The organism is Pontibacter sp. LHS1, from assembly GCF_058932855.1.
In genome coordinates this window covers 487,320-509,421 of sequence record NZ_JBZYWF010000001.1, presented here as the reverse complement: position 1 = coordinate 509,421, position 22,102 = coordinate 487,320, and the positions used below count along the sequence as shown (strand labels likewise).

The following is a 22,102-nucleotide window of genomic DNA, read 5'->3' as shown; positions in this document are numbered from 1 at the left end:
GAGCAGTGCCCGCAGTCACTGGAAAAACTCAGCTGGCGCTCGTGTCACGGTCATTGTAATTTCTGTAGGAGGCTCTAAAGTCTCGGGACTACATTAAAACAAATTAAATGTAAAAGTTTAGGTACGTGAATGAAAACAGTATGTAAACCAAGGGTATGTTGCTGAATATCAGTTAGATGAAGGGTGATGTAATTCGGCTGACAGAGAATGGGAGAGCCCCTCATGTTTTTTGAAGGACATACAGCAAAGGGATCTGTTCTATGATGAAGAGGCTCGTATGCCCTCCCTGGAGGAGCTTGCACAAGCAACCGGGATAAAGTATGTTAAAATCAGAAAGTATGTGGAAGAAGTATACCTTGGCCTTGTGCTGGACTCAAGTACATGCACGCCTTAGCAGATGCATGGCCTGACTTCGTGCAAGAGCCGCCTGCACAAATCGGTTTGGCGCTCCCGGCAACGATAGAAGACAGATTTGTGCAAGGAACGCTTGCACAAATCACCTGGTACCACCACGTGACGTTCCTGGACAAGGGAAAGAACGAGGCTGTGTATGGACAATATTTTATCTCTTGCCAGAAGACAGGCCCCCATGACGCCTGCTTTTCTACCGGGACTGGACATCCGAAGTTCCGTGTCGGTGCTGACAAGGCTTAAGGAATACTTATTAATGGCGACATTGATTGGAAGTCTAATATAGGTGGAAGTCTAATATAGGCATCTGTTGCTGCCCATGATCCTCCCAAAACAATTAATTTAGGATTGAACAGGTTCATGATTGCATATTTTTTCACCTGCTTCGGAGATAATCTCAATAGCCAGCATGTCATCATTCAGAGCAGCACAAATAATTTGTTGGAGGCTGATTCTGGCTTGATCACCGACCGTATCCCCGTCTCGGCAGGTGGCCAAAACAAGCCAAGTGAGCGGCGGATCCGCTTTATGCACCGGCACCGCATGGCGGGAGGCACAGCAGGGATGGATTAATAGTGCAAATTTTCTATATAGCAAGTGGGAATTTAGGCTAACTTTACTGACCGGAAATAACTTTTGACAGTACATTTACTGTTTATGTTTTCCCAAAGTCTATTCAGAGGTGTCACCCTATGAGTCAAAGTTACACTGAATACCTGCCCGCCAAAGCCGATGACATTGCCCATGTTCTGAAGCTGCTCGAGGCCTCGCATCCGATTTCCGACAACCTGCGGGAAGAGTTTTACAAGCACACCGTCACCTTGCGGCTTCAAGAGGGGGAACATCTGCTTTACCAGGGGGAGAGATGCCTTCACATGTATTTCATCCGGGAAGGCGCCCTGATGGCTTATTCTAAGCACAAGCATAAGAAAATAACCACCTATATTTCTGTTGAAAACGAGTTTGTCAGCTCTTTATCCGGGCTTTATGGTCAAGAACCCTCCCGGGAAGCCATTGTGGCCGTGGGGCCGACCCTGCTGGTGGGCGTGCACACGGATATTCTCCAAGGCTGGTATGCCCGCTATTTTGAGATGAACTTTATCATTCGCCAGGTATATGAAAACTATTACCGAGAAGCCCAGGAACGGTCACATGTCGTTCGTATTGGCAACGCAGAAGAGCGTTACCTGCATTTCATCAAATCAAAGCCCGGCTACATCGACCGCCTTCCGCTCGAAATTGTAGCCTCCTTTCTGGATATAAAGCCGGAAACATTATCCCGCGTTATCAAGCAGACTAATAAACAAATGCAGGTGCAGGAGGCAGCAGGCATTCTGGAGAGATTAGAGCAGTTTCTACTGGAAACGGAATGCTTTCGGGAAAAGACATTGAAAGTGCAGGGCCTGGCCAAACGTTTAGGTATTCCCTCCTACAAGCTTTCTATGGCATTAAACATGTATCATAAGAAAAGCTTTACAGAATTTTTAAATCATTACCGCATTACTTACCTGAAGACTCAATTAGAGAAGGAGGAATCCCTGCAGAATTTCACCATAGAATCTTTGGCTTTTAATGCAGGATTTGCCTCCAGGAGTGCGTTCTATAAAGCATTTAATAAAATGGAAGGCCTTAGTCCGAAGGCCTATTTAGCCGCTTTCAAAGGTGTTTAGTGTCAAATAGGAATCCCTTAAATGCTGCATTTATATTCGCTATAGTATAAAGAAGCATGTATTATTTTGATTGCATCCCACTATTAGTTTTGCACTTCTCACTTGCAAACACTGTGCAACATAACAAGGCATAGATACGCCTTTCATCCTGCATACTATCGGTTAGTCCCCTTCTTCAACGTCTCTGGAATACTTAAATAATAATAGACAGCTGCTTTATGGGTAGTTTTTGATTTTTTGACGACCAAATTGTCTTCTGTAGCTCAGGTCGAATACAGGATAAAACTATACCATGATTTGAGTTAGAATAGCGATGTTTCAATTAAGGGACATTACTGTCTATTTTGTCTCCGTTTTTAATACAGGACAAATGAGTAGGCAGCATAGTTGAATCGTTGTTATAACAGCTTGTATTTTTGCACCAAATTATAAGCCTCTGCTATTCATTTGCTAAGCCGATCTTTAAGGGATTTTAGCTAAGTGATGCAATGCGGAAGGAGAGCACAGTGAAGCACGGTTAGAACGATGCCACCTGTAGTTACCTGAATTTACGACCTGGTACCACCTGCTTGGCTATAGAAAACTAATTATACTTACTCAACTACATTTTCTAGAAACAGAACTTATAGCCGAACCTTTACACCCATTTTGTGAAACGATTTGCTGCATTTTTTGCTGGGGAGCATCTACTAGTTCAGTCTCTGGCATTTATGGATATTAATTCATTTTGCCTGATAAGACCAGGTTCCAAAGCGGAATACACGAACAAGCTGCCTGCAGAAGCAATGCCCCTATGGAGCTTACTCCTTGTTAGAAATGTGAGGCAGGGCTCCTGCATGTTGTGCTCTTCAATATAAGCCAATGCTCATACAACAGCTGCGCATCTTTTCTGTTAATTATAGTTACACCGCTGTAATTATTTCTGCAATTCTGACAAGCATCTCTTTGATACTTGTAAACTATGTCATTGCCTGGTTTGCACTCATCTTTCTATTTCTGTCACTATGCAACGTAGTTCAGGTTCGCCAGGCAGTTTATATAGGGGCTATTTTTGGTGCTGTGTCCGCAGGTATACTAAACTACTGGATGATACCTGCCATTGCCCGGTATGCGCAAAGCAGCTTAACACTAGGTATAGGTTGCTGGCTGCTTTCGGTGTTAGTTATCAGTAGCTTGTATGCTTTGCAGTTTGCCGCATTTGCCAAAGCCAGGTTTGCAAACACTTCTTTCGTTGCTGTATGCTGCAATGCCTTTTTAATGGCTGCTGTTTGGGTAATTTTTGAGTGGATGCGTGCTGCACTCTTCGCCGGTATGCCGTGGTTGAGCTATAGTATCGGCATCTCTCAGGCCGGGAGCTTATTCATGGCGCAGTCTGCAGCTGCAGGTAGTGTTTACATGCTCTCCTTTCTGCTGGTTCTGGTAAACTATACTTTCAGTCACGCCATTCATGCCGAAGCGTGGAGGTGGCTACTGTTGCCAGTCTTAATACTGGTGACTCAGTTTATAGCCGGCGTATGGCTTTATTATAATATCTCACAACAGGCGGATACGACTGGCCATCCTAAAATAAGTACAGCGCTAGTCCTGGCTTCTTTGCCACCAGAAACTGTGTGGAATGCCCGTAATGGGAATGCATTGGTAGAGCGTCTGCTCTCGCTCAACAGGGAGGCTGTGGTGGATAACCCAGACCTTATCCTATGGTCTGAAACCGTCATCCCCTGGACTTTTAGTGCGGACGATGACTTTCTAAAGGAAGTCTCCAAAGCCACTTCTGGCAAAAATGCTCATTTTTTGCTTGGGATGAGCACAGCTGTCGCTCAGAATAGTAATGCAGTCTTCAATTCCGCTTATTTCTTCAACCCGACAGGCGAGGTACTGGACCGACATGATAAGCAGGAACTGCTCACGCTTATCGAAAGGCCACTTTTTAACGATAATGGAAATATCATCCTTCCTTTCTTATCAGGCAACGGGCTGGTGGTGCAGCAAGGGGCCAGGCTGCAGGCTATAAAAACGCCATGGGGTCAGGCTGGTGTATTGCTCTGTAACGAATCGGCTGTACCTGCTTTAACAAACAGGCTAGCTTCTGATCAGGTTTCCTTCCTTATCAATCTGGGCAATGATGGTTGGTTTTCAGACTTCTTTATTACAAAGCAGCATTTTTACAACGGCAGACTCAGAGCAATAGAAGCAAGAAAAGACCTGGTAATTAACAACAACAGGGGAGTATCCGGATTGATACGGGCAAGTGGTGATATTGGAGCCCGGTATCACGCTGAACGGAGCAGTGTGCAGCGGGTAGATATTTATCCTAACCAGATCGACCCGATTGATTATCACTATTTTTTATACACCATTTTTTCAGCAACGGTACTGCTGCTTCTTGTCAGGTTTTACAGGAGGACAGAGATCCTTTCAGCTTAAGTTTTAAATCAAACCGGAGCAAACGTATCTACAGGATTGATCTGTAAAATGCTGTATGCGAGGGGTTATAATTCCAACCAATATAATTCACGTTAGTATGAAAAAACTTTTACTGTTTTTTTTCTTCAGTTGCCTGTTCTTCGAAGCAGTTGCCGGGCCCTCGTTAAGCCATGGCAACTGGCGTTGGAGGAACGATGATGGTTCCGAAACCAACGCCACCTGGAAGGGGGCAGAGAACCAAGAGGTTAAAATCACCTCTTCGGATGAAATGCTCCGGCTACGAATCAAGATCGCCTCACAAGCAAGTGGCTTTGACTACACTTATACTAGTCAGATAGAGAATCAAATCGGGTATTCCAGAAGTGCTGACGGCCCTTTTACCAGGATACTGGCTACAAACGATCACGCCGAGCATTTTGTACTAGCTTCAAGTGGTCATGTGCAGGGAGGGGAAGCAACAACCGAACAACTAACGCCAGGCGCTGGCGGGAACTTCAGGACCGGACAGGTGCTAGCTAGTTCTACTCCACAGGGTGCATTAGTCTTCCAGAATGAATCCATTATGAAGGAATTTGAGTGGGTGCTTCAGCCGACAGCATCTGCTCAGGAAGGAAGATATTTTTTTAAGCTAAGTGATGAATCCATCGGGCAGCCAAGCACGTTGCCTTCTGTGCTTTACACTACTTCACCGCAAAATAAACCAATAGCAGGATACCTGAATGGGCTGCAGTTCGATGGCGTAAACGATTATGTAGAAATTCCGTCCCAGCCTTCGAACCAGTTCAATTCTGAAACGGAGTTTACTGTCTCGTTGTGGTTTAAGGCAAATAGTATGGCAATTGCCGGTCTTTTCAACCGGCCTTCAGGTGGCGGGGATATGCAGTTCTGGCTAACGGCTGAAGACGGAAAATTTACTTACGGAATTGACAAACATGGTTATGGCTGGACCTGGGTTGGTACACCAGAAGCCTACAAAGTAGGAGAGTGGGTACAGGTGACCACTGTACGGCGCAATGTAAATGGCCAGCGCAAGATGGAAATCTATGCAGATGGGGTTTTGGTTGGATCTGGCACTGTGAATTTTAATTCTTCGGCCTCAAACGCCCCTATTCGCATTGGTACCTATATGGGTGCGGATGGTGGTTTTGCCAATGGTCAGATTGATAATGTGTCGCTCTGGAAAAGAGCCCTAACCGCAGCAGAAATCAAAACCCTTGGAGCTACAACTCTGAATGGCAAAGAAGCCGGTTTGGCAGGTTATTGGCGCTTTGATGAAACGACCGGCACAATCGCCTATGACGCCACAAGCCATGCAAACCATGGTACGCTCAAGAATATGGACCTGGCAACTGCCAGGGTTCCGTCAACAGCCGGCGATGTAAAGACATACGAGAATGTTGCGTATTCTGGCAAACTGGCTGGTAGCGACCCTGATGGTAAGCCTTTAAGCTATAGCCTGGTTACCGCGCCGGCTACAGGTACGATCGTTCTCAATTCCAATGGTAACTTTACCTATACCCCTGCGGCTGATGTAGTTGGCACAGATGTGTTCTCCTACAGGGTAAGCAACGGAACCGACGTCTCCAACACCGCTACTGTCAATGTAACGATCGTGGCCGTTAACAAAGCACCGGTCCCAGCAGTAGCTGAATTGCCAACTATCACTGCGGAATGCGCTGTTACGGTAACTGCTCCGACAGCCCAAGATGATAACGACGGTGTGATTACGGGCGTTACGACAGATCCTGTACACTATACCACCCAAGGCTCTCATACCGTCACCTGGACCTACAGCGATAGCGAGGGCCTGACTTCCACACAGACGCAGCAGGTGATTATAAAAGATACTACAAAGCCTGTATTTGCAGCTGTTGCATCAATCGCTAAGAACAACGACCCGGATAAATGCGGTGCAGTGGTGACCTATCCGATGCCAGCGGCTACTGATAATTGTAGTAGTGAAGGCAAGAAAGTATTGTTGATTTGGGATGAAATAAATACGAATACGACTAATCTTAAAAATGCTTTGACAGCTGCAGGTCTTGATGTTGTTTTAAGTGCTACCAGCGAAACAAGATATGATGGTACAAATCCATTACTAACCGGTTTTGATGCAGTTATACACCTGAATGGATCAACATATTCAACAGCAATGCCTGCTGCCGGTCAAAATGCCTTGGTTGATTTTGTGGTGGACAAGGGCGGAACTTACATTACGAACGAGTGGTCAGCTTATGAAGTAGATGCCTCAAAGACGATGGCTGCCATGGCAGACATTGTTGTTCTTGAGAGGAAATCAGCAACAGGCAGTAGTGAGCAGGTTGCTTACTCTGTAGTGGCCGCTCAAGCCGCACATCCAATTTTAAAAAATATGCCGGCTACGTTTACCCTTCCTCCCGGAGCCGCTAATTCTGGAGGTGTGAGAACTTACAATTCCAATCAGCCGATCGTGTTGATGACTTCGCCCTATGGTGCCGCCGTGGCGGTGAGGGAGTTCCCAAATGGGGGCAAGGCTGTTGGCTTCCAACATACGGGAAACTATGGAGGCTCAGCAATCCTTTCAGACGCAAATGCCCAGGAGCTTTATATAAATGCCGTAAATTTCAGTCAGAGTAATGGTAGACTTACCATCACGCAGACAGCCGGCCTTCCTTCAGGTGTATTGTTCCCGGTGGGTAAAACTACGAATACTTTTACAGCTACAGATGCGGCTGGCAATACGTCGACTATCAGTTTTGATGTAACAATTTCAGATACGCAGAAGCCAACTCTACTTACCAAAAACATTACTGTGGAGTTAGATGCTTCCGGTAAAGCAACTATAGCCCCAAGCCAAGTGAACAATGGGTCAACAGACAACTGCTCCATTCCGGCTGATGGGTACAGTGTAGACCTTACCAACTTTACTTGTGAGGATGTTGGCCCTAACACCGTCACGCTTACCGTAACTGATGGGAACGGCAATAGCGAGAGTGCAACGGCTACAGTAACTGTTGTTGACGCGACTAAACCTACTATCGCCGCTCCGGCAGCTGTGACAGTGAATACGGATGCAGGCAAGAACACGGCATCGAATGTAGCCCTGGGAGCACCAACCATAGCCGATAACTGTTCGGGTGTCGGCGTATCAAATAATGCACCGACCCTTTTCCCGCTCGGTAATACCACTGTCATTTGGACAGTAACAGATGCGGCAGGAAATACAGCAACGGCTACACAAGTGGTAAAAGTTGAGGACAAAGAAGCGCCTGTTCCAGCTATAGCCATGCTGCCAACCGTAACCGGCGAGTGTTCAGCTACTGTATCTGCACCAACAGCAACCGATAACGTGGCAGGCCCTGTTACAGGCTCCACGACAGATCCGACTACTTACACCGAGCAGGGCACCTATACCATTACCTGGACCTATACCGATGGCAACGGTAACAGCTCTACCCAAACACAGCAGGTGGTTGTAGATGATGTGACGGCACCGGGAGTGGGAACTATTGCCTCGAAGACGATTGCCATACCTGCAGGTCAGTCAGCTAACTGGAACATGTACAGGTTTAATTTTACAGATCCACTGCCGGCTGGTGCCGTTGTGACAGGTATAACGCTTACTTATTCCGGCAGGGACCAGGGCTGGGGAGGAACCGGAGCTTCGGCCAGAATAATTGTATCTGATACACATATAGGTTCTAACCAATTCTTGGCCTACAGTCAGAATTTCACCATCAATTTTACCGGTGATGTTCCCGGTTATGTATATGGTGGGAATAACTTTATGCAGGTGGACTTCGATACGTGGCCAGGTTGGGAAGCTAATTTTGAGGGCGGCACTTTAAATATCCATTACGAAGTTAAAACGCATGCTGCCACATTACCAGCCATAACCGGGGAATGCTCGGTTACGGTTACTACTATTCCTGTAGCAAATGATAACTGTGGCGGAACTATAGCTGGAACAACCACTGATCCACTGTCCTATACTGAACTTGGTACCTACTCCATTAGATGGAGCTTTGATGATGGGAATGGCAATATTTCCACTTCGACGCAGCAGGTTGTTGTAACAGACACACAAAAACCACAGGTGATCACGCAAAACATTACGGTGGAGTTGGATGCTACCGGTAAAGCAAGGATAACACCAGCTATGATCGATGACGGGTCTACTGACAACTGCTCCATTCCGGCTGATGGTTATAGCTTAAGCCAGACTGAATTTACATGTGCCGACCTTGGTGTTAATACCGTAACACTTACGGTGACCGATGCGAAAGGCAACAGTGAAACCGCAACAGCCACGGTAACAGTCGTTGACCCGATCAGGCCTACCATCACCGCGCCGGCAGCTGTTACGGTAAATACGGACCCTGGTAAAAATACAGCTTCAGGCGTAGTGTTGGGTACACCAGCAACAGCCGACAACTGTAGTGGACTTGCCTTATCAAACAATGCACCGGCAGTTTTCCCAATGGGGAACACCACTGTCACCTGGACAGTGACAGATGCGGCGGGTAATACAGCCACTGCAACGCAGGTGATAACGGTGGCAGATAAAGAAGCGCCGGTGCCAACTGTAGCCATGCTGCCAATTATAACCGGCCAGTGTGCGGCAACTGTTACAGCAGTGCCAAGCGCTTATGATAATATGTCAGGTACTGTTCCGGGCAAAACCACTGATCTCCTTTCTTATACAGAACAGGGCACTTATACCATTACCTGGACCTATACGGATGCGGCGGGAAACACTAGTTCGCAGACCCAGCAGGTGATCGTAAAAGATGACACCGCACCCGTTGTCAGGACCAGGAATATCACCGTTGAGTTAGATGCAAACGGTAAAGCAAGTATAGTAGCATCTGATGTAAACGATGGTTCTACGGATAACTGCGGCGTTGCTTCCTATAAAGTAGACATAGCAGAATTCAGTTGCTCCAATGTGGGAGAAAATGCAGTGACCCTGACCGTAACCGACGCAAGCGGCAACAGCTCCACTGCAACAGCAGTTGTGACCGTGGTGGGTAATGTGGCGCCAGTAGCCATCGCACAAAACATTACCGTGACGCTGGATGCTGCTGGCAAGGCTACCATTTCGGCAGCAGACGTAAGCAACGGCAGCACGGGTACCTGTGGCATCAAATCACTGTCGCTTGACAAGACAAGCTTTGACTGCTCTAACGTTGGCGAAAACACTGTTACGCTCACCGTGACGGATGTGAACGACAATGTGTCGACAGCAACAGCGGTCGTGACCGTAGTAGACAATGCGGCGCCTGTCGTGGTGACTAAAAACATTACGGTTCAACTGGACGCCAATGGTAACGCTGAGATTGTACCAGCTGATATCAACAACGGCTCTACCGATAACTGCGGCATTGCCTTTATGACGCTTTCGAACACAACGTTCGACTGCAGCCATGTAGGTACTAACGAAGTGGTGCTGACCGTGACAGACGTGAACGGCAACGCAGCTACCGCGACGGCTCAAGTAACGGTGGAAGACAAGGTTAAACCAAACGCTGTAGCCAAGAACATCACCGTATACCTGAACGCTTCAGGCGCTGCCTCTATCACGGCGGCAGACATAGACGGTGGTAGCCAGGATGTATGCGGCGAGGTTACACTGGCTCTGGACAAAGCGACGTTTGACTGCACCAGCATCGGGGAGAATACAGTTACACTGACTGTGACGGATGCCAGTGGCAACCAGTCCACCGCGACGGCTACGGTGACCGTGCTGGATAATCTGGCGCCAGTAGTGCGTACCCGTGATATCTCCGTGCAGCTCGATGCCGAAGGAAAGGCGACAATCACTGCTGCGCAGATCAACAACAACTCCTCTGACAATTGCGGTATCGCAACGGTTGCACTCGATAAAACTGCTTTTGACTGCAGCCAGACGGGAGCCAACACGGTGACCCTGACTGTAACCGACAAGTATGGTAACTCGGCTTCCGCCCCTGCCACTGTCACGGTACTGGAAAACATTGCTCCGACAGTGCTGACACGCAACATCACCGTTGCCCTGGATGCCGATGGCAAAGCTACTGTCACAGCCGACCAGATCAACAAGGGCTCTTCCGACAACTGTGGTATCGCTGCAATAGCGCTGTCTAAAACGGACTTTGGTTGCCAGAACCTGGGTGAGAACACAGTAACCCTGACTGTGACGGACAAGAGCGGAAACAAGGCAAGTGCCACTGCAACTATAACAGTTGAGGACACTACTGCCCCAATAGCCATGGCCCGTAACCTGGTCGTGCAGCTGGATGCGAGCGGCAGGGCCGGCATCACGGCGGCTCAGCTCAACGATGGCTCGTCTGATAACTGCGGCATTGAAACACTAAGCCTGGATAAGTCCAGCTTCAGCTGTGAGGACCTGGGAGAGAATACGGTGACCTTGACCGTGACGGACAAGAGCGGCAACCAGTCAACGGCAACCGCTACCGTGACAATAGAAGATAAAGTAGCGCCGGTGGTCATTGTGCAGCACATCACCATCCAACTGGATGCCTCGGGTGCAGCAACCATTACGGCAGCTGACATCAACAAGGGCTCCAGTGACAACTGCGGCATTGCCTCCATGTCCCTGTCCAGGACTGCGTTCGATTGCAGCGACCTGGGTACCAACGAGGTGGTACTGACAGTAACTGACGATAGCGGCAATGTCGCTACAGGCACAGCCATCGTGACGGTAGAAGATAAATCCGCTCCTATTGTATTAGTAAAAGGCATCACGGTGCAGCTGGACGCTGCAGGCAGCGCCACGATCACAGCGGCTGAGCTGGACAACGGCTCTGCGGACAACTGCGGCATCGTATCTCTGTCGCTTGACAAGAGCAATTTCAGCTGTGAAGACCTGGGAGAGAACACGGTGACCCTGACGGTGACGGACGCCAGCGGCAACCAAGCCACTGCAGTAGTCACGGTGACAGTGGAAGACAAAGTAGCACCGATGATCACGGCTCCCGCAGCTGTTGTCGTGAACGTAGACGCAGGCAAGACGAGCGCCTCCAACGTGGCGCTGGGTGAGCCCACGACTTCGGACAACTGTACGGTAGCTTCTGTTACCAACGATGCGCCAGTCGAATTCCCAACCGGCACCACTACTGTGACCTGGACAGTGACGGACGGATCGGGCAACTCAACGACTGCCACCCAGACGGTAACCGTGAGACGCGATATCGTGTCAGTGGCAAGCCCGGCTCAGATCAACGTGCCGATCCGAACTACCTACCCAGGCGTACCGCTTCCGGGTACCGTCATGGTCACCTACTCGGACGGTGCAACCGAGGCGATCGGTGTGGTTTGGGCGCAGGGGACCTACAACGGCCTTATCGCAGGCATCTATCCATTAACCGGCCAGTTAACACTTGCTGACGGTACCACAAACCTGAGAGGCCTGACCGCCCAGGTGATCGTGGAGGTAGAGCCGAACATTGCGCCAACTGCCCTTGCCTTCAGCGCCACGAGCTTCAAGCCAGAAGCCACAGCAGAGGAGGTGATCGGAACGCTGACCACCACCGATCCGGATGACACCGAGTTTGTCTATACCCTGGCAAGCGGCGAGGGCGACGCGCATAATGCGCTCTTTGAGATCCGCGGCGATAAGGTATACCTGAAGTCGAACAACGGCCTGTCGGGCATGACCAGCTTCACGATCCGCGTGCGCAGCACGGATCCGTACCTGAACAGCATCGAGCGCACCTTTACGCTCACCAAGCAGGCCTATGACCGCACGGTGGACCAGCTCAAGATCGTCAACGCCTTCTCTCCGAACGGCGACGGTGTCAACGACAACTGGACCATCCCTGAGCTAAGGTTCTACAACGAGGTCTACATTCAGGTGTTCGACCGCTCCGGCGTGCGCGTCTTTGAGACGACGGACCCGGAGAAGGGCTGGGACGGACGCGGCCCGAATGGACAAATCCTAAAAGGCCCTTTCCTTTTCACCGTGGAGGTGAAGGACATCAACTGGGTGAAGCGCGGGGTGGTCACCATCCTGGGGAAATAAGTCGGCAACGCTTAGAAAATCTTTAAAATGAAAAAGTTAATCCTATCCATATTACTAGTTGGTGCTGTTCTGGGCGCAAAGGCCCAGAACAGGAAACACATCGCCAACTTTCAGCTGTTTCAGCAATACTACAACCCATCCCTCACAGGCTACGAGGGCTCCATGCTCAAGGGCTTCCACCGCAACCAGTGGACTGGCTTTGAGGGGGCTCCCCGTACCTACTTCGCCTCGGCGGAGCTGGATCTGGCAGACCTGTCGGCCTGGCAGCAGCATGATGTGCTGCGCACCAAGCAGCACGATTTCTTTGACCGCCAGGCCGGTGCCCGCCATGCCTTTGGATTGACGGTGCTGCAGGATGCATTCGGTCCTTTCTCTGAAAGCCAGGTGCACTTTGGCTACGCCTCCCGGGTGCGGTTATCGGAAAGCCTGAGCCTGCGTTGGGGCGGAGCGCTTACGTACAGCGCCCAGCGCCTGGACGGCAACAGGCTCACGGTGGACAATGAGAGCGATCCCGAGTTCCAGGGGGTGCTGGGCCAGCGCCTGCGCCAGGGCAAGCTGGACCTGAACCTGGGCTGGACGCTGACCGCCGATCAGTTCTATATCGGCTATGCCATGCAGGACGTGACCAAGGGCGGCATCGTGTCGGGCGGAGACGAGTTTCTGCAGGACCTCTATACCCGTAAGCACCTGGTGCAGGCGGGCTACCGCACCGCCCTGACCGAAGAGTTCGGGCTGGTGGCAAACGGCATGCTGCAGTATGACGATCAGCTGAAAGAGAGCACCGAAGTGCAGCTCAAAGCGGTGTACCAGAACATGCTCTGGCTGGGGGGCAGCTACCGCCAGGACCTGGCCTGGAGCGCGACCGCCGGCATCCGCCTCGATCAGTTCCGCATCGGCTATGCCTATGAGATCCCGGTGCAGAACGCCAGACACGTGAGCCGGAGCACCAACGAGATCTCCCTCACCTATAACCTGATCCCGGTGAAGTATCCCAAGTACGGAAAACAAGTGACCATCTGGTAAAGCGAAGAGACAATGAAGAAGATCGTATACACCATCGGATTGATGCTAGGGGCCCTGACAGTAGGCGAGGCCCAGACGAAACTCCTGGAGACCAATGATGAAATGGCCGGTGTGGCCCTGGTGGGGGAGGACATGCTGCTCATCACCAAAAAAGCAGAAGGCGGCCAGTACCTGTATACTGCCAGCCTTGACGAGCCGGAAGCGGCAGCGAGGGCCGTTACCCTGAACGCGGGGCAGATCAACGCCATCGTCGGTGGCAACCTGGCGGCGGGCGAAGTGTTTGTCTACCATAAGTCGGGCAGAAGAACAGGGAAGATCAGCATCTACAAGTGGACGAACGGGGAGTTTGTGAAGGGGGAGGAGCTGCCTGTGCCGCGCATGCGCAACCATTCCCATAACCTGGGCATGTTCCTGACGGAGGACAAGCGGCAGCTGTTCATCGCCGCTGAGCTGGCAGGCTCTGAAGGCTATGATGACCTGTATCGGAGCGAGTGGAATGGCAAGAGCTGGTCAAGGCCGCGAAACCTGGGCAAGCAGGTAAATTCCAAAGGTGCTGAGTTTGCCCCTTTTGTCAGCAACGATTCCCTGTTTTTCTCGCGTCAGCAGGGAGTGACAGCCTACATTTATGGGGCATCCCTGAAAAACGGAGAGATGGGGGAAGCCGTGCGGCTTCAAAGTGTGGTGAACAAGAAAGAGGCTTACAATGCCTATTTCAGAAAGAGCAGCGACCGGACGGTGTGGGTGAGCGGCACCTCGCAAGAGCAGCCGCGCTATATCGCCTACATGCTAGGGCGATTACCTGAACCAGCTGCCGCTGCGCCACTTGCCGGTGCTGTTTCAGAACCACCTGTAGCGGAGAAGGCGCCGGAGCAAATCGGGCTGAATGAGGTTGCCGACACCAGCCCAGTGGAAACAGCACCTAAGCGGGCTGTTTCCCCATCCCTGGTGCTGTTCAACGAGTTTAACCGGGTACACCTGAACCTGAATGAACTCGCCGGCTTGTCACGCTTCCTGCGCCAGCAGCCAGACGGAACGACCTTTGTGATCAAAGGCTATTCAGACGGCTACGGGGAGCCCGCGGCAAAGCGGCGGGTGAGTGAGCAGCGCGCTCAGAGCGTGAAGGCCTACATCCAGCGTTACTTTGGCGCCAAAAGTTTCAAAGTGGAGGTAGAGAGCGAGGTGCTGCCTGACAAAGGCAAGGCGCACCGCAAAACTGAACTGTACCTGGTACAATAGCAACGGAAGATCCTCAGCCAATGACACGAGCCACTTCGCCAGGAGTGGCTCGTGTGCGTTGTGGGGAACCAGACCCGCATTTGTTGCGGCAGAGGCAGCATCTGATTAGCCTTTGGGTAAGGCAGAATATGCGCGTATGGATCGTTTGTCGGTTCAACTTTTAAATACGGCCGGCAGTCAGAAAAGCACAGCACACCTCCCTATGGAAGATTCTGTAAAAGTGGTAATGTCAAGTATCTTGCGCAAAATACTTGACAAATGGCTGGGCTGTATTAGTAATCAGTGAATGTAACAGCGAAAGCAGGATACAAGATCAATAGGATACAGGAAGGTACAACATTTAAGTACCAGCAGCAGAGTATTGACCGGGCAATATAGAGTGCCGCTGCCAAAGCCATCGAGAGGTGTATCAAGAAAGGGGGTATCAAGAGACTCTCTACCGGAGTGTTCTACAAGCTTAAGCAATCTGTTTTTTTGCTGAGACCAAGAGAGGAAGAATTACTGAAACCATACCTATTCCAGGGTGAGAAACGCATTGCCTACATTCATTATACAATCGTATGGGGCTGACCACGCAGGTTCCCCAAACCAGCAAGGTGGCCGGCAAAGTAAAACGGGTAACAACCAAAATTGGAAAAATTCGGGTAAAGCCGGTCAAAAGTTATGTGTATGTTACCAACGGGAACTACTACCTGTTTGAAATATCAGATGCACTCAAGGATTTTCAAACTATACCTGATCTGGACAAAAAATCGGCTGTCATTTTACTAAAGAATGAAGTCAGCAAGCTTACGGATAGTGGACGCTCAGGGACAGTCAGGTGTGCGCTACAATATCCGCCAAGGCTGGGTGCTATACTTGAGTTTTCCGGGGAAAGGAACAGCGCCGAGATTTTGAAAAATAACCTGAACCCGCTTACCTTCTATAAACTCGGAATCAAAGAAGTAATTTTGCCAACTGCACCGAAATGGGATTTATATTAACTTGATCTTACACAGCAACAAGGAACTACTACAGGATGCCATACTTGCTACGACAGCGTATCCTGAACGCCAGCAGGGCATACCTGTTCAGTGTCTTCTATAACCTGCTGACCAACGCCATTAAGTTTCGCTCCCCTGAAAGCCCCTTAACATTGAGATCCGACACTGGCTGGGTACAGATGGAAGTCATGTAGTCTCATTCTCAGACAACGGGATAGGCTTTGATGCAGCCCTCTATTATTGAAAATGCCTGACTTTTTTAATTCTAAGCCGTGAGAAGCGGAATTTTCATAATGTTATACCATTAACCATGCAGTAATCTCAAGCTCTATATGTCTTCACGTATGCTTGATATTTATTTGCACACAATCTCGCAGCGTTATTCTGTATAATCAACGTGTAGGTTGACTGAAATAGTCAATAAATCAACTAATATGTTTACTTATTAAAAATTATAGTATACTTTTATGTTTACTATAACAATACGCTTGTTAACTAATATATTTACTTTATTCGATAAAAGTAAACTAATATATTTACCTTTATCAAGTAGTAGTAAACAAATATGTTGATTAATTAAGATGTTTATGCGAAATAAAAAGAAACTACTGCTGGAGCAATTGGACCGGAAAATTGCTCCTTTAAAGGTTTTGGCTAAGACTCCAGTCCCGGAAAAAGGTTGGATCCACGCTATTCGGGTCGCACTTAACATGACTTTAGAGCAGTTAGGTAATAAGCTGGGCAAGACAAAGCAAGGCATCAAAAAGACAGAGGAAAGAGAAGCTACAGGTACCGTCTCCCTAAACGTGTTGAAGCAGGTAGCTGAGGCGCTTGACATGCAGCTCGTGTACGGCTTTGTGCCGAAGCAAGGGTCAATGGAGAAGTTGGTCGATCAACGAGCACAGCAGCTAGCTAGAAAGATCGTCTTAAGAACAAGTCAGCACATGAAGCTGGAGAACCAGGGAAATAGCGATGACCGGATCCGGCAGGCAATCGAAGAGCTAGCTGAAGAACTTAAACGTGAAATGAAGGGCACGCTATGGGATTAGAATATGCCTACCTGGATGGCCAGACTCCTTTGGATGAAGAAGAGAAAGAAGGGCTGCTACTCAAAACGATCACCTCACACGGGGAACTGGACGAGTTCGAACAGCTAAACATTGAAAAGGCAATCGCCTGGACCATGAACACCAGGTTTAAGAAGGATGCCATACTGACGGAGAAGTTTATCAAAACGCTGCACAAGCGTATGTTTGGCGAGGTCTGGAAGTGGGCAGGTGAGTTCAGGAGATCCGAGAAAAACATTGGGGTGGCTTGGGTCAGAATCGGCATGGAGCTCAAGTACCTGCTGGATGACACGGCTTTCTGGGTAGAGCATGGCACCTATCCGCCTGATGAGATAGCGATCCGCTTCAAGCACCGGCTGGTCAACATCCACTGTTTCCCAAACGGGAACGGGCGGCATTCACGCATCATGGCAGACATCATCATGGAGTCCATCTTTGGGAAAGACGCCTTCACATGGAACAGATCCAACATGGTGAAGGCGGATGCTACGCGCAAGGCTTACATTGCCGCCATTCGAGCTGGCGATAAAGGCGATATAGCGCCGCTACTTCAGTTTGCGAAAAGCTGAGCCTTATGCTGGAAAGTATTGGAAGCAGGAAATAGTAACTGGGCATAGGTTCTTTCTTCCCTAAGATTGTATACCGGAAGTAAGATAATTAACTTTTACTTTCTCGGCTTGATGTTTGTGAAATAAAGCAGTAGATTTGATTAAAGAAAACACTAGAATCCTCAGGAGGAGGTAAATTCGGGTGACCGCTATATTTTAGGGTGATAAGTAATTGATAATAAACGTATTGCAGAGTGGGTTCGAATCCCTCACTCTCTGCTGGTAGCGATACCAAAGAGCAAAGCCCATCAATCATCGATTGATGGGCTTTTTGTTTTAGGTCCTGTTCAAGACTTTTAACTTGCTTCAGGATGTTTTGCTTGAGGTACGTTTATTTCTCTGCGTTCAAAGCGGCTTCTGCTATTTCTGATTTTCCTGCGGAAGCCTTGTACACAATATATCCTTCCAACTCCTGCCCATCCAGCATTGTTCTTTTGAGCTTAGTAGGGTAGCCGTCCCGATTATATTTATAGCTACAGGTATAGGAGAGGTCTTTCCGGATGTTGCCCTCCCGGTCTTTTACAGTATACCTGGTGATGTTGTGGCTGCGGTAAGGCAGCTCTAGCGGCATAAACCTGGCTTCGAGGGGCAAGCTTTGCAGATAGCCTGGATTGTCATCAAACTCTAGTTCAATAGTCAGATAGGGAGTCTCCGAACTTGGTGCGAAGAAAGCCGCTTTTTGGAGCTTGCCCTGCTTATTATAGGTATAGTCTATTTTTTTATGGCTATACTTTGGGTCATCACCAACAATAGAGGTATGATCTAAATTCGTACTGTTGTAGTGGTAAATTGAGGAAGTCAACTTCTTTTCTGAGTTGTACTGATGCTTAATATGATCCCTCAACACACGCCCACGGAGGTATACATGCTGTCCTTCTCTAGGTATGAGGCCATCCTCTGACCTGGTCCAGATTGACTCTTGCCTCCTTACAATGGAATCACTTCTGTCCCAGCCAATGGGGCCAACATCAGGCAGAGTAGTAACCTGCACTATCTCGTCTTTAAAACGATGGTCCGGTTTCTTGAAATATTCATCGTAATAAGTATAGGTCACCTCCTCGTAAAAGTTAGGACGATTAGTCGTAACGCTGTAGACCCTACCCTGGTCATAGTAGAAGTCGTGGGTCGTGCTGCCGATCACCACTTTTTGCGGGTATAACGTTTTGATTTCTTCCTCGCCATTGGAGCAGGAGGCCAGCATGGCCAGGAGGGGGAGCAGGAGTAAAGCTTTAATTCTCATAATTTGCAGTTTTAGAGAAATGAAAAAAACTTTACTAAATATAATTATATTTTAATTAATGGCAAGGGAACAGGCTGTTTTTTAGTCGGTTAGCAATCTGTTTAGGTATAGCTGTAAGTACAACTGCTATTGACAAGTGTAAACTATCATTGGTTTTTCTCCAGTAAACCATGGAAAATGAGGTTTGCTAATCCCTCGTACACGGCAGAAGGTGTGTAGTTGATATCCTGCATCAGATCTGGCGGCACCTGGCTGATAAACTCAGGGTCCAGGATTTTCTCCAGTGCACTGGCATAGAGCAGCACGGCTAGTGAAATGTTTGCGTCCTTCCGGATAAAGCCTTTTTGGTTGCCCTCATCCAGCAAAGTTTTGAATCTTTTAAAAGCTGCTTCGGCGCGGTACTGCTGCAGTAGTTGCCAGGTTTTTGGGGTGTGCTTCCGGATGTCGGTGAGTAACTGTCCGTTGATACGGGCGAAGCGCTGCCCGACCGTGCGAAACACCTGCTCAGCCTTACTGACAAAGTTGGAAGCTTCCTGTTGAAGCAGGTTTTCTACATCACGCTGCAGTTCTTCCAAAAAGTTTTTGATGACGGCATGGAGCAACTCTTCTTTTCCTCTGAAATATTGGTAAAGCGTTTTCTTGCTCATGCCTAGCTGTTTTGCCAGGTCAGCCATCAATACTTTACTGTAACCTTGGTTGAAAAACTGTTGCTGAGCCTCATGCAAAATTAAGGCCTTCGGGGTGTTAATCGTATCCATTTAGTAGGGTGTGCTTTATTTTCGCCGGTCTTGCTGCAAAGGTATAAACAGCAGAGGCCGGGAAACTGTATACGACAAAAAAATCTCCTGCAGTCAGCATAATGGCTGACAATAGCAGGAGATTTTCAGATTATAATCACCTAAGTTAAACCGGATGGCCTAAGCTATGTTTAGAAGCTTTTGAGCCAGAGGGGATTACGCCAGTTTAACGTTAACAGCATTTAATCCTTTCGGGCCTTTCTCAACCTCAAAAGTTACACGATCATTTTCCTTGATCGTATTCACCAATCCATTTTGGTGCACAAAGACACGCTCTTGCGTAACGTGGTCCTGTATAAAGCCGTAGCCTTTCGACTCGTTGAAAAAAGAAACCGTGCCTTTACGGATCAGGTCAGCCGGGTCGATCTCGGCCTGCTTGGCCACACCGATCTGGATGTCTTCCTGCTTGAAGTCTTTTTTCTTCTTTGTCGGGTCTGGAGGCGTATCAGTGATATTACCGAACTCATCCACGTAGGCGAACATTTCCTCTACGTCTTTGCCCTTGTCAGAATTGGCCTTGCGCTCCTCGCGCTTCTGCTCTTTGTCTTGTCTTTTCTTAAGTCTCTTCTTCTCTTTTTCTTTTTTACTGAAGGTTTCTTGTGATCTACCCATATATGCTGTTAAATGATCTATAAAATGATGGTATGCTGGTATGCAGGCTTTTTAGTACCTGAACAGGAAGTTTGTGCCGTTGCGAATCCACTTTTCAAAAAATGAATTGTCGTTATATTCGCCGGTTACAAGCTCGAAGTCGGGTTGGTCTTTGTTTGTACGAGAGTTCATGAACTTTGGGAGGGAATCCTGATTGTTTGGGGTCCAGTCCTGTCCTTTTTGGAGGGCTACGCAGATGTACTCGCGAGTGGTAGTGTCTACCAGGTATCTTCTATTCATCGTAAGGAGGGGTTAGGTGAAACATTGCCAGGGCGGCATTATAATAACGGGGGAGTGGTGCAAAACATGCACATCGAAATGAAAAAAAGCCTCACCCGCAGGTAAGGCTTTTTTCGAAATGACTTATATCTGAAAACTAAGCACGCTTAACGTTAATCGCGTTTAGTCCTTTTCTTCCTTCTTGCAGGTCAAAAGTCACTTTGTCGTTTTCCTGGATTTCATGTACCAGGCCAGTCACGTGTACAAAGTACTCCTGATCTGTGTTGTCTTCCTTAATAAAACCAAAACCTTTCAGGTCATTAAAGAATTTTACTGTTCCGTTATTCATTCTGTGTTGTTTAATTATATACCTACTACATAGTGGAAGGCATATAGGTTCATTTATTTTTTTACAATGTACGATAAAAATCTTACAATTGCGAGGCCATGACCGTTTTGTCACCGGGTCTGTAGACACTGCTGATCCCTGTGAGTCGAATAAAGTGCGTCTGCGAGCTTTAAAAGCAGATATATGAAGCGATGGCTGAAGAAATATTCTGAAATATAATTACTTAACAAGAGCTACGTTCGCCAGAAAAAAGCGAAATTAAGTTGGCGTTCTATGAAAAGTCTCTATATTGGCGGTTGAAATGAACAAGCAACAGAAATCTTATACCTTCTTTTTTTACTTTTTTCCTCCAAAGGACTAAAGCGGGAAAAGGTATATGTCACCATATAGAGGCCCCGCAGCAAGCGGGGCCTTTTTTATTTTAAACTAGCACGAGAGATGCATCTTACAAAACAAAATTTCTATAGCGGCTTTGGTTTTAGCTTTTACTTTTTTGGTAAACGCCCGGGGCTGTATTGATTATACTTTATGAATAAGTTATCACCAGCGCCCCGGAGTCTTTCTTCGGGGCGCTTTTTTTTGATCCATATGAAAATTGCAATTCAAGGTATAGCGGGAGCATTTCATGAAGAGGCTGCCAGGCTCCGGTTCAGCGACGACCACATTGAGATAGTGCCGTGCCTCACGTTCAGGGAACTGGCAGTAGCAGTTGCCTCCGGGTTGGCTGACAAAGGCATCATGGCAATAGAGAATACCATCTCAGGCACCATACAACCTAACCTGGAACTGATCAGGGAGCAGCAACTGTGGATAAGCGGCGAGGTGATCATGCGCATTCGCCAGCATTTGGGCGGTGTGCCCGGATCGTCGCTTCAGAGCATCCGCAAGGTATACTCCCACTACATGGCCCTAAACCAATGCCGGCCCTTCTTTGAGGCTTACCCCGATGTAGAACTGATTGAGTCGGAAGACACGGCGCTCAGCATCCGGGAGGTGGCCATAGCAGGCTCTACGGAAATGGCCGCCATCGGCAGCGCGCTGGCCATCGCCCAAAACGGCCTGATCGTGCTCGGCAAGGAGATCGAGTCGAGCAAGCAAAACTATACCCGCTTTCTGCTGCTCGACAGGCTGCCACAGCCGGCCACTGCCTGCAATAAGGCTTCTATCTGTCTGGTATTGAAATCAGATCCGGAGGCTTTTACACAGGCCATGGGGCTACTGTACAGGCGGCATGTGCAACTGTCCAAAATCGAGTCGGTGACTATACCCGGTCAGCCATGGCATTATCGCTACTATCTGGACCTGCGCTTCGAAGCAGAAGGGCAACTGGATGAACTGCTATCTGATATGGAAGCACTTGCTGCATCCATTCAACTGCTGGGGAAATACACTACGCATATATTATAATCTAATCATTATGAA

Annotated in this window: 17 protein-coding genes; 12 read left to right on the top strand and 5 right to left on the bottom strand. The window is 48.6% G+C overall.

Annotated features, from left to right (window positions below):
* The first annotated feature begins 381 nt into the window (after positions 1–381).
* The 11 genes from AC5FXQ_RS02220 (at position 382) to AC5FXQ_RS02170 (ending at position 17,385) form a co-directional block, all read left to right on the top strand.
* A complete protein-coding gene (locus AC5FXQ_RS02220; RefSeq protein ID WP_493600868.1) occupies positions 382–654 on the top strand; it encodes a hypothetical protein in 273 nt (90 codons plus the stop codon).
* Positions 655–771: 117 nt separating this feature from the next.
* The gene (locus tag AC5FXQ_RS02215; RefSeq protein ID WP_493600867.1) at positions 772–984 is read left to right on the top strand and encodes a hypothetical protein; all 213 of its coding nucleotides are present in this window, start codon (positions 772–774) and stop codon (positions 982–984) included.
* Positions 985–1,103: 119 nt separating this feature from the next.
* Entirely contained in the window at positions 1,104–2,081 is a 978-nt protein-coding gene (locus tag AC5FXQ_RS02210) for a helix-turn-helix domain-containing protein (RefSeq protein ID WP_493600866.1), read from the top strand.
* 945 nt (positions 2,082–3,026) lie between these two features.
* Complete coding sequence (lnt, locus tag AC5FXQ_RS02205; RefSeq protein ID WP_493600865.1) at positions 3,027–4,505, top strand: apolipoprotein N-acyltransferase; 1,479 nt, start codon at positions 3,027–3,029, stop codon at positions 4,503–4,505.
* Between the two features lie 97 nt (positions 4,506–4,602).
* A complete protein-coding gene (locus AC5FXQ_RS02200) occupies positions 4,603–12,507 on the top strand; it encodes an HYR domain-containing protein (protein WP_493600864.1) in 7,905 nt (2,634 codons plus the stop codon).
* A 27-nt stretch (positions 12,508–12,534) separates the two neighbouring features.
* Complete coding sequence (locus tag AC5FXQ_RS02195; protein ID WP_493600863.1) at positions 12,535–13,530, top strand: PorP/SprF family type IX secretion system membrane protein; 996 nt, start codon at positions 12,535–12,537, stop codon at positions 13,528–13,530.
* A 12-nt stretch (positions 13,531–13,542) separates the two neighbouring features.
* Positions 13,543–14,766 carry an OmpA family protein gene (locus AC5FXQ_RS02190; RefSeq protein WP_493600862.1) on the top strand — a complete coding sequence of 408 codons (1,224 nt, stop codon included), beginning with the start codon at positions 13,543–13,545 and terminating at the stop codon, positions 14,764–14,766.
* 560 nt (positions 14,767–15,326) lie between these two features.
* A complete protein-coding gene (locus AC5FXQ_RS02185; RefSeq protein WP_493600861.1) occupies positions 15,327–15,749 on the top strand; it encodes a hypothetical protein in 423 nt (140 codons plus the stop codon).
* A 35-nt stretch (positions 15,750–15,784) separates the two neighbouring features.
* On the top strand, positions 15,785–15,943 hold the full coding sequence (locus tag AC5FXQ_RS02180; protein WP_493600860.1) for a hypothetical protein: 159 nt from the start codon (positions 15,785–15,787) through the stop codon (positions 15,941–15,943).
* A 387-nt stretch (positions 15,944–16,330) separates the two neighbouring features.
* Positions 16,331–16,798 carry a mobile mystery protein A gene (locus AC5FXQ_RS02175; protein WP_493600859.1) on the top strand — a complete coding sequence of 156 codons (468 nt, stop codon included), beginning with the start codon at positions 16,331–16,333 and terminating at the stop codon, positions 16,796–16,798.
* Complete coding sequence (locus tag AC5FXQ_RS02170; RefSeq protein WP_493600858.1) at positions 16,789–17,385, top strand: mobile mystery protein B; 597 nt, start codon at positions 16,789–16,791, stop codon at positions 17,383–17,385. The genes AC5FXQ_RS02175 and AC5FXQ_RS02170 overlap by 10 nt, the downstream gene beginning before the upstream one ends.
* 370 nt (positions 17,386–17,755) lie before the next feature.
* Here AC5FXQ_RS02170 and AC5FXQ_RS02165 read toward each other — a convergent pair whose 3' ends face one another.
* The 5 genes from AC5FXQ_RS02165 to AC5FXQ_RS02145 form a co-directional block, all read right to left on the bottom strand.
* Entirely contained in the window at positions 17,756–18,664 is a 909-nt protein-coding gene (locus AC5FXQ_RS02165; RefSeq protein WP_493600857.1) for a hypothetical protein, read from the bottom strand.
* A 146-nt stretch (positions 18,665–18,810) separates the two neighbouring features.
* Entirely contained in the window at positions 18,811–19,422 is a 612-nt protein-coding gene (locus AC5FXQ_RS02160; protein ID WP_493600856.1) for a TetR/AcrR family transcriptional regulator, read from the bottom strand.
* A gap of 195 nt (positions 19,423–19,617) precedes the next feature.
* Positions 19,618–20,073: a cold-shock protein gene (locus AC5FXQ_RS02155; RefSeq protein ID WP_493600855.1), complete on the bottom strand. Its 456-nt coding sequence runs from the start codon at positions 20,071–20,073 to the stop codon at positions 19,618–19,620.
* A 51-nt stretch (positions 20,074–20,124) separates the two neighbouring features.
* Entirely contained in the window at positions 20,125–20,352 is a 228-nt protein-coding gene (locus AC5FXQ_RS02150) for a hypothetical protein (protein WP_007653367.1), read from the bottom strand.
* Between the two features lie 136 nt (positions 20,353–20,488).
* Positions 20,489–20,680, bottom strand: coding sequence for a cold-shock protein (locus tag AC5FXQ_RS02145; protein ID WP_007653373.1), 192 nt, complete (start codon positions 20,678–20,680; stop codon positions 20,489–20,491).
* Positions 20,681–21,268: 588 nt separating this feature from the next.
* Here AC5FXQ_RS02145 and AC5FXQ_RS02140 point away from each other — a divergent pair.
* On the top strand, positions 21,269–22,087 hold the full coding sequence (locus AC5FXQ_RS02140) for a prephenate dehydratase (protein ID WP_493600854.1): 819 nt from the start codon (positions 21,269–21,271) through the stop codon (positions 22,085–22,087).
* Positions 22,088–22,102 lie beyond the last annotated feature (15 nt).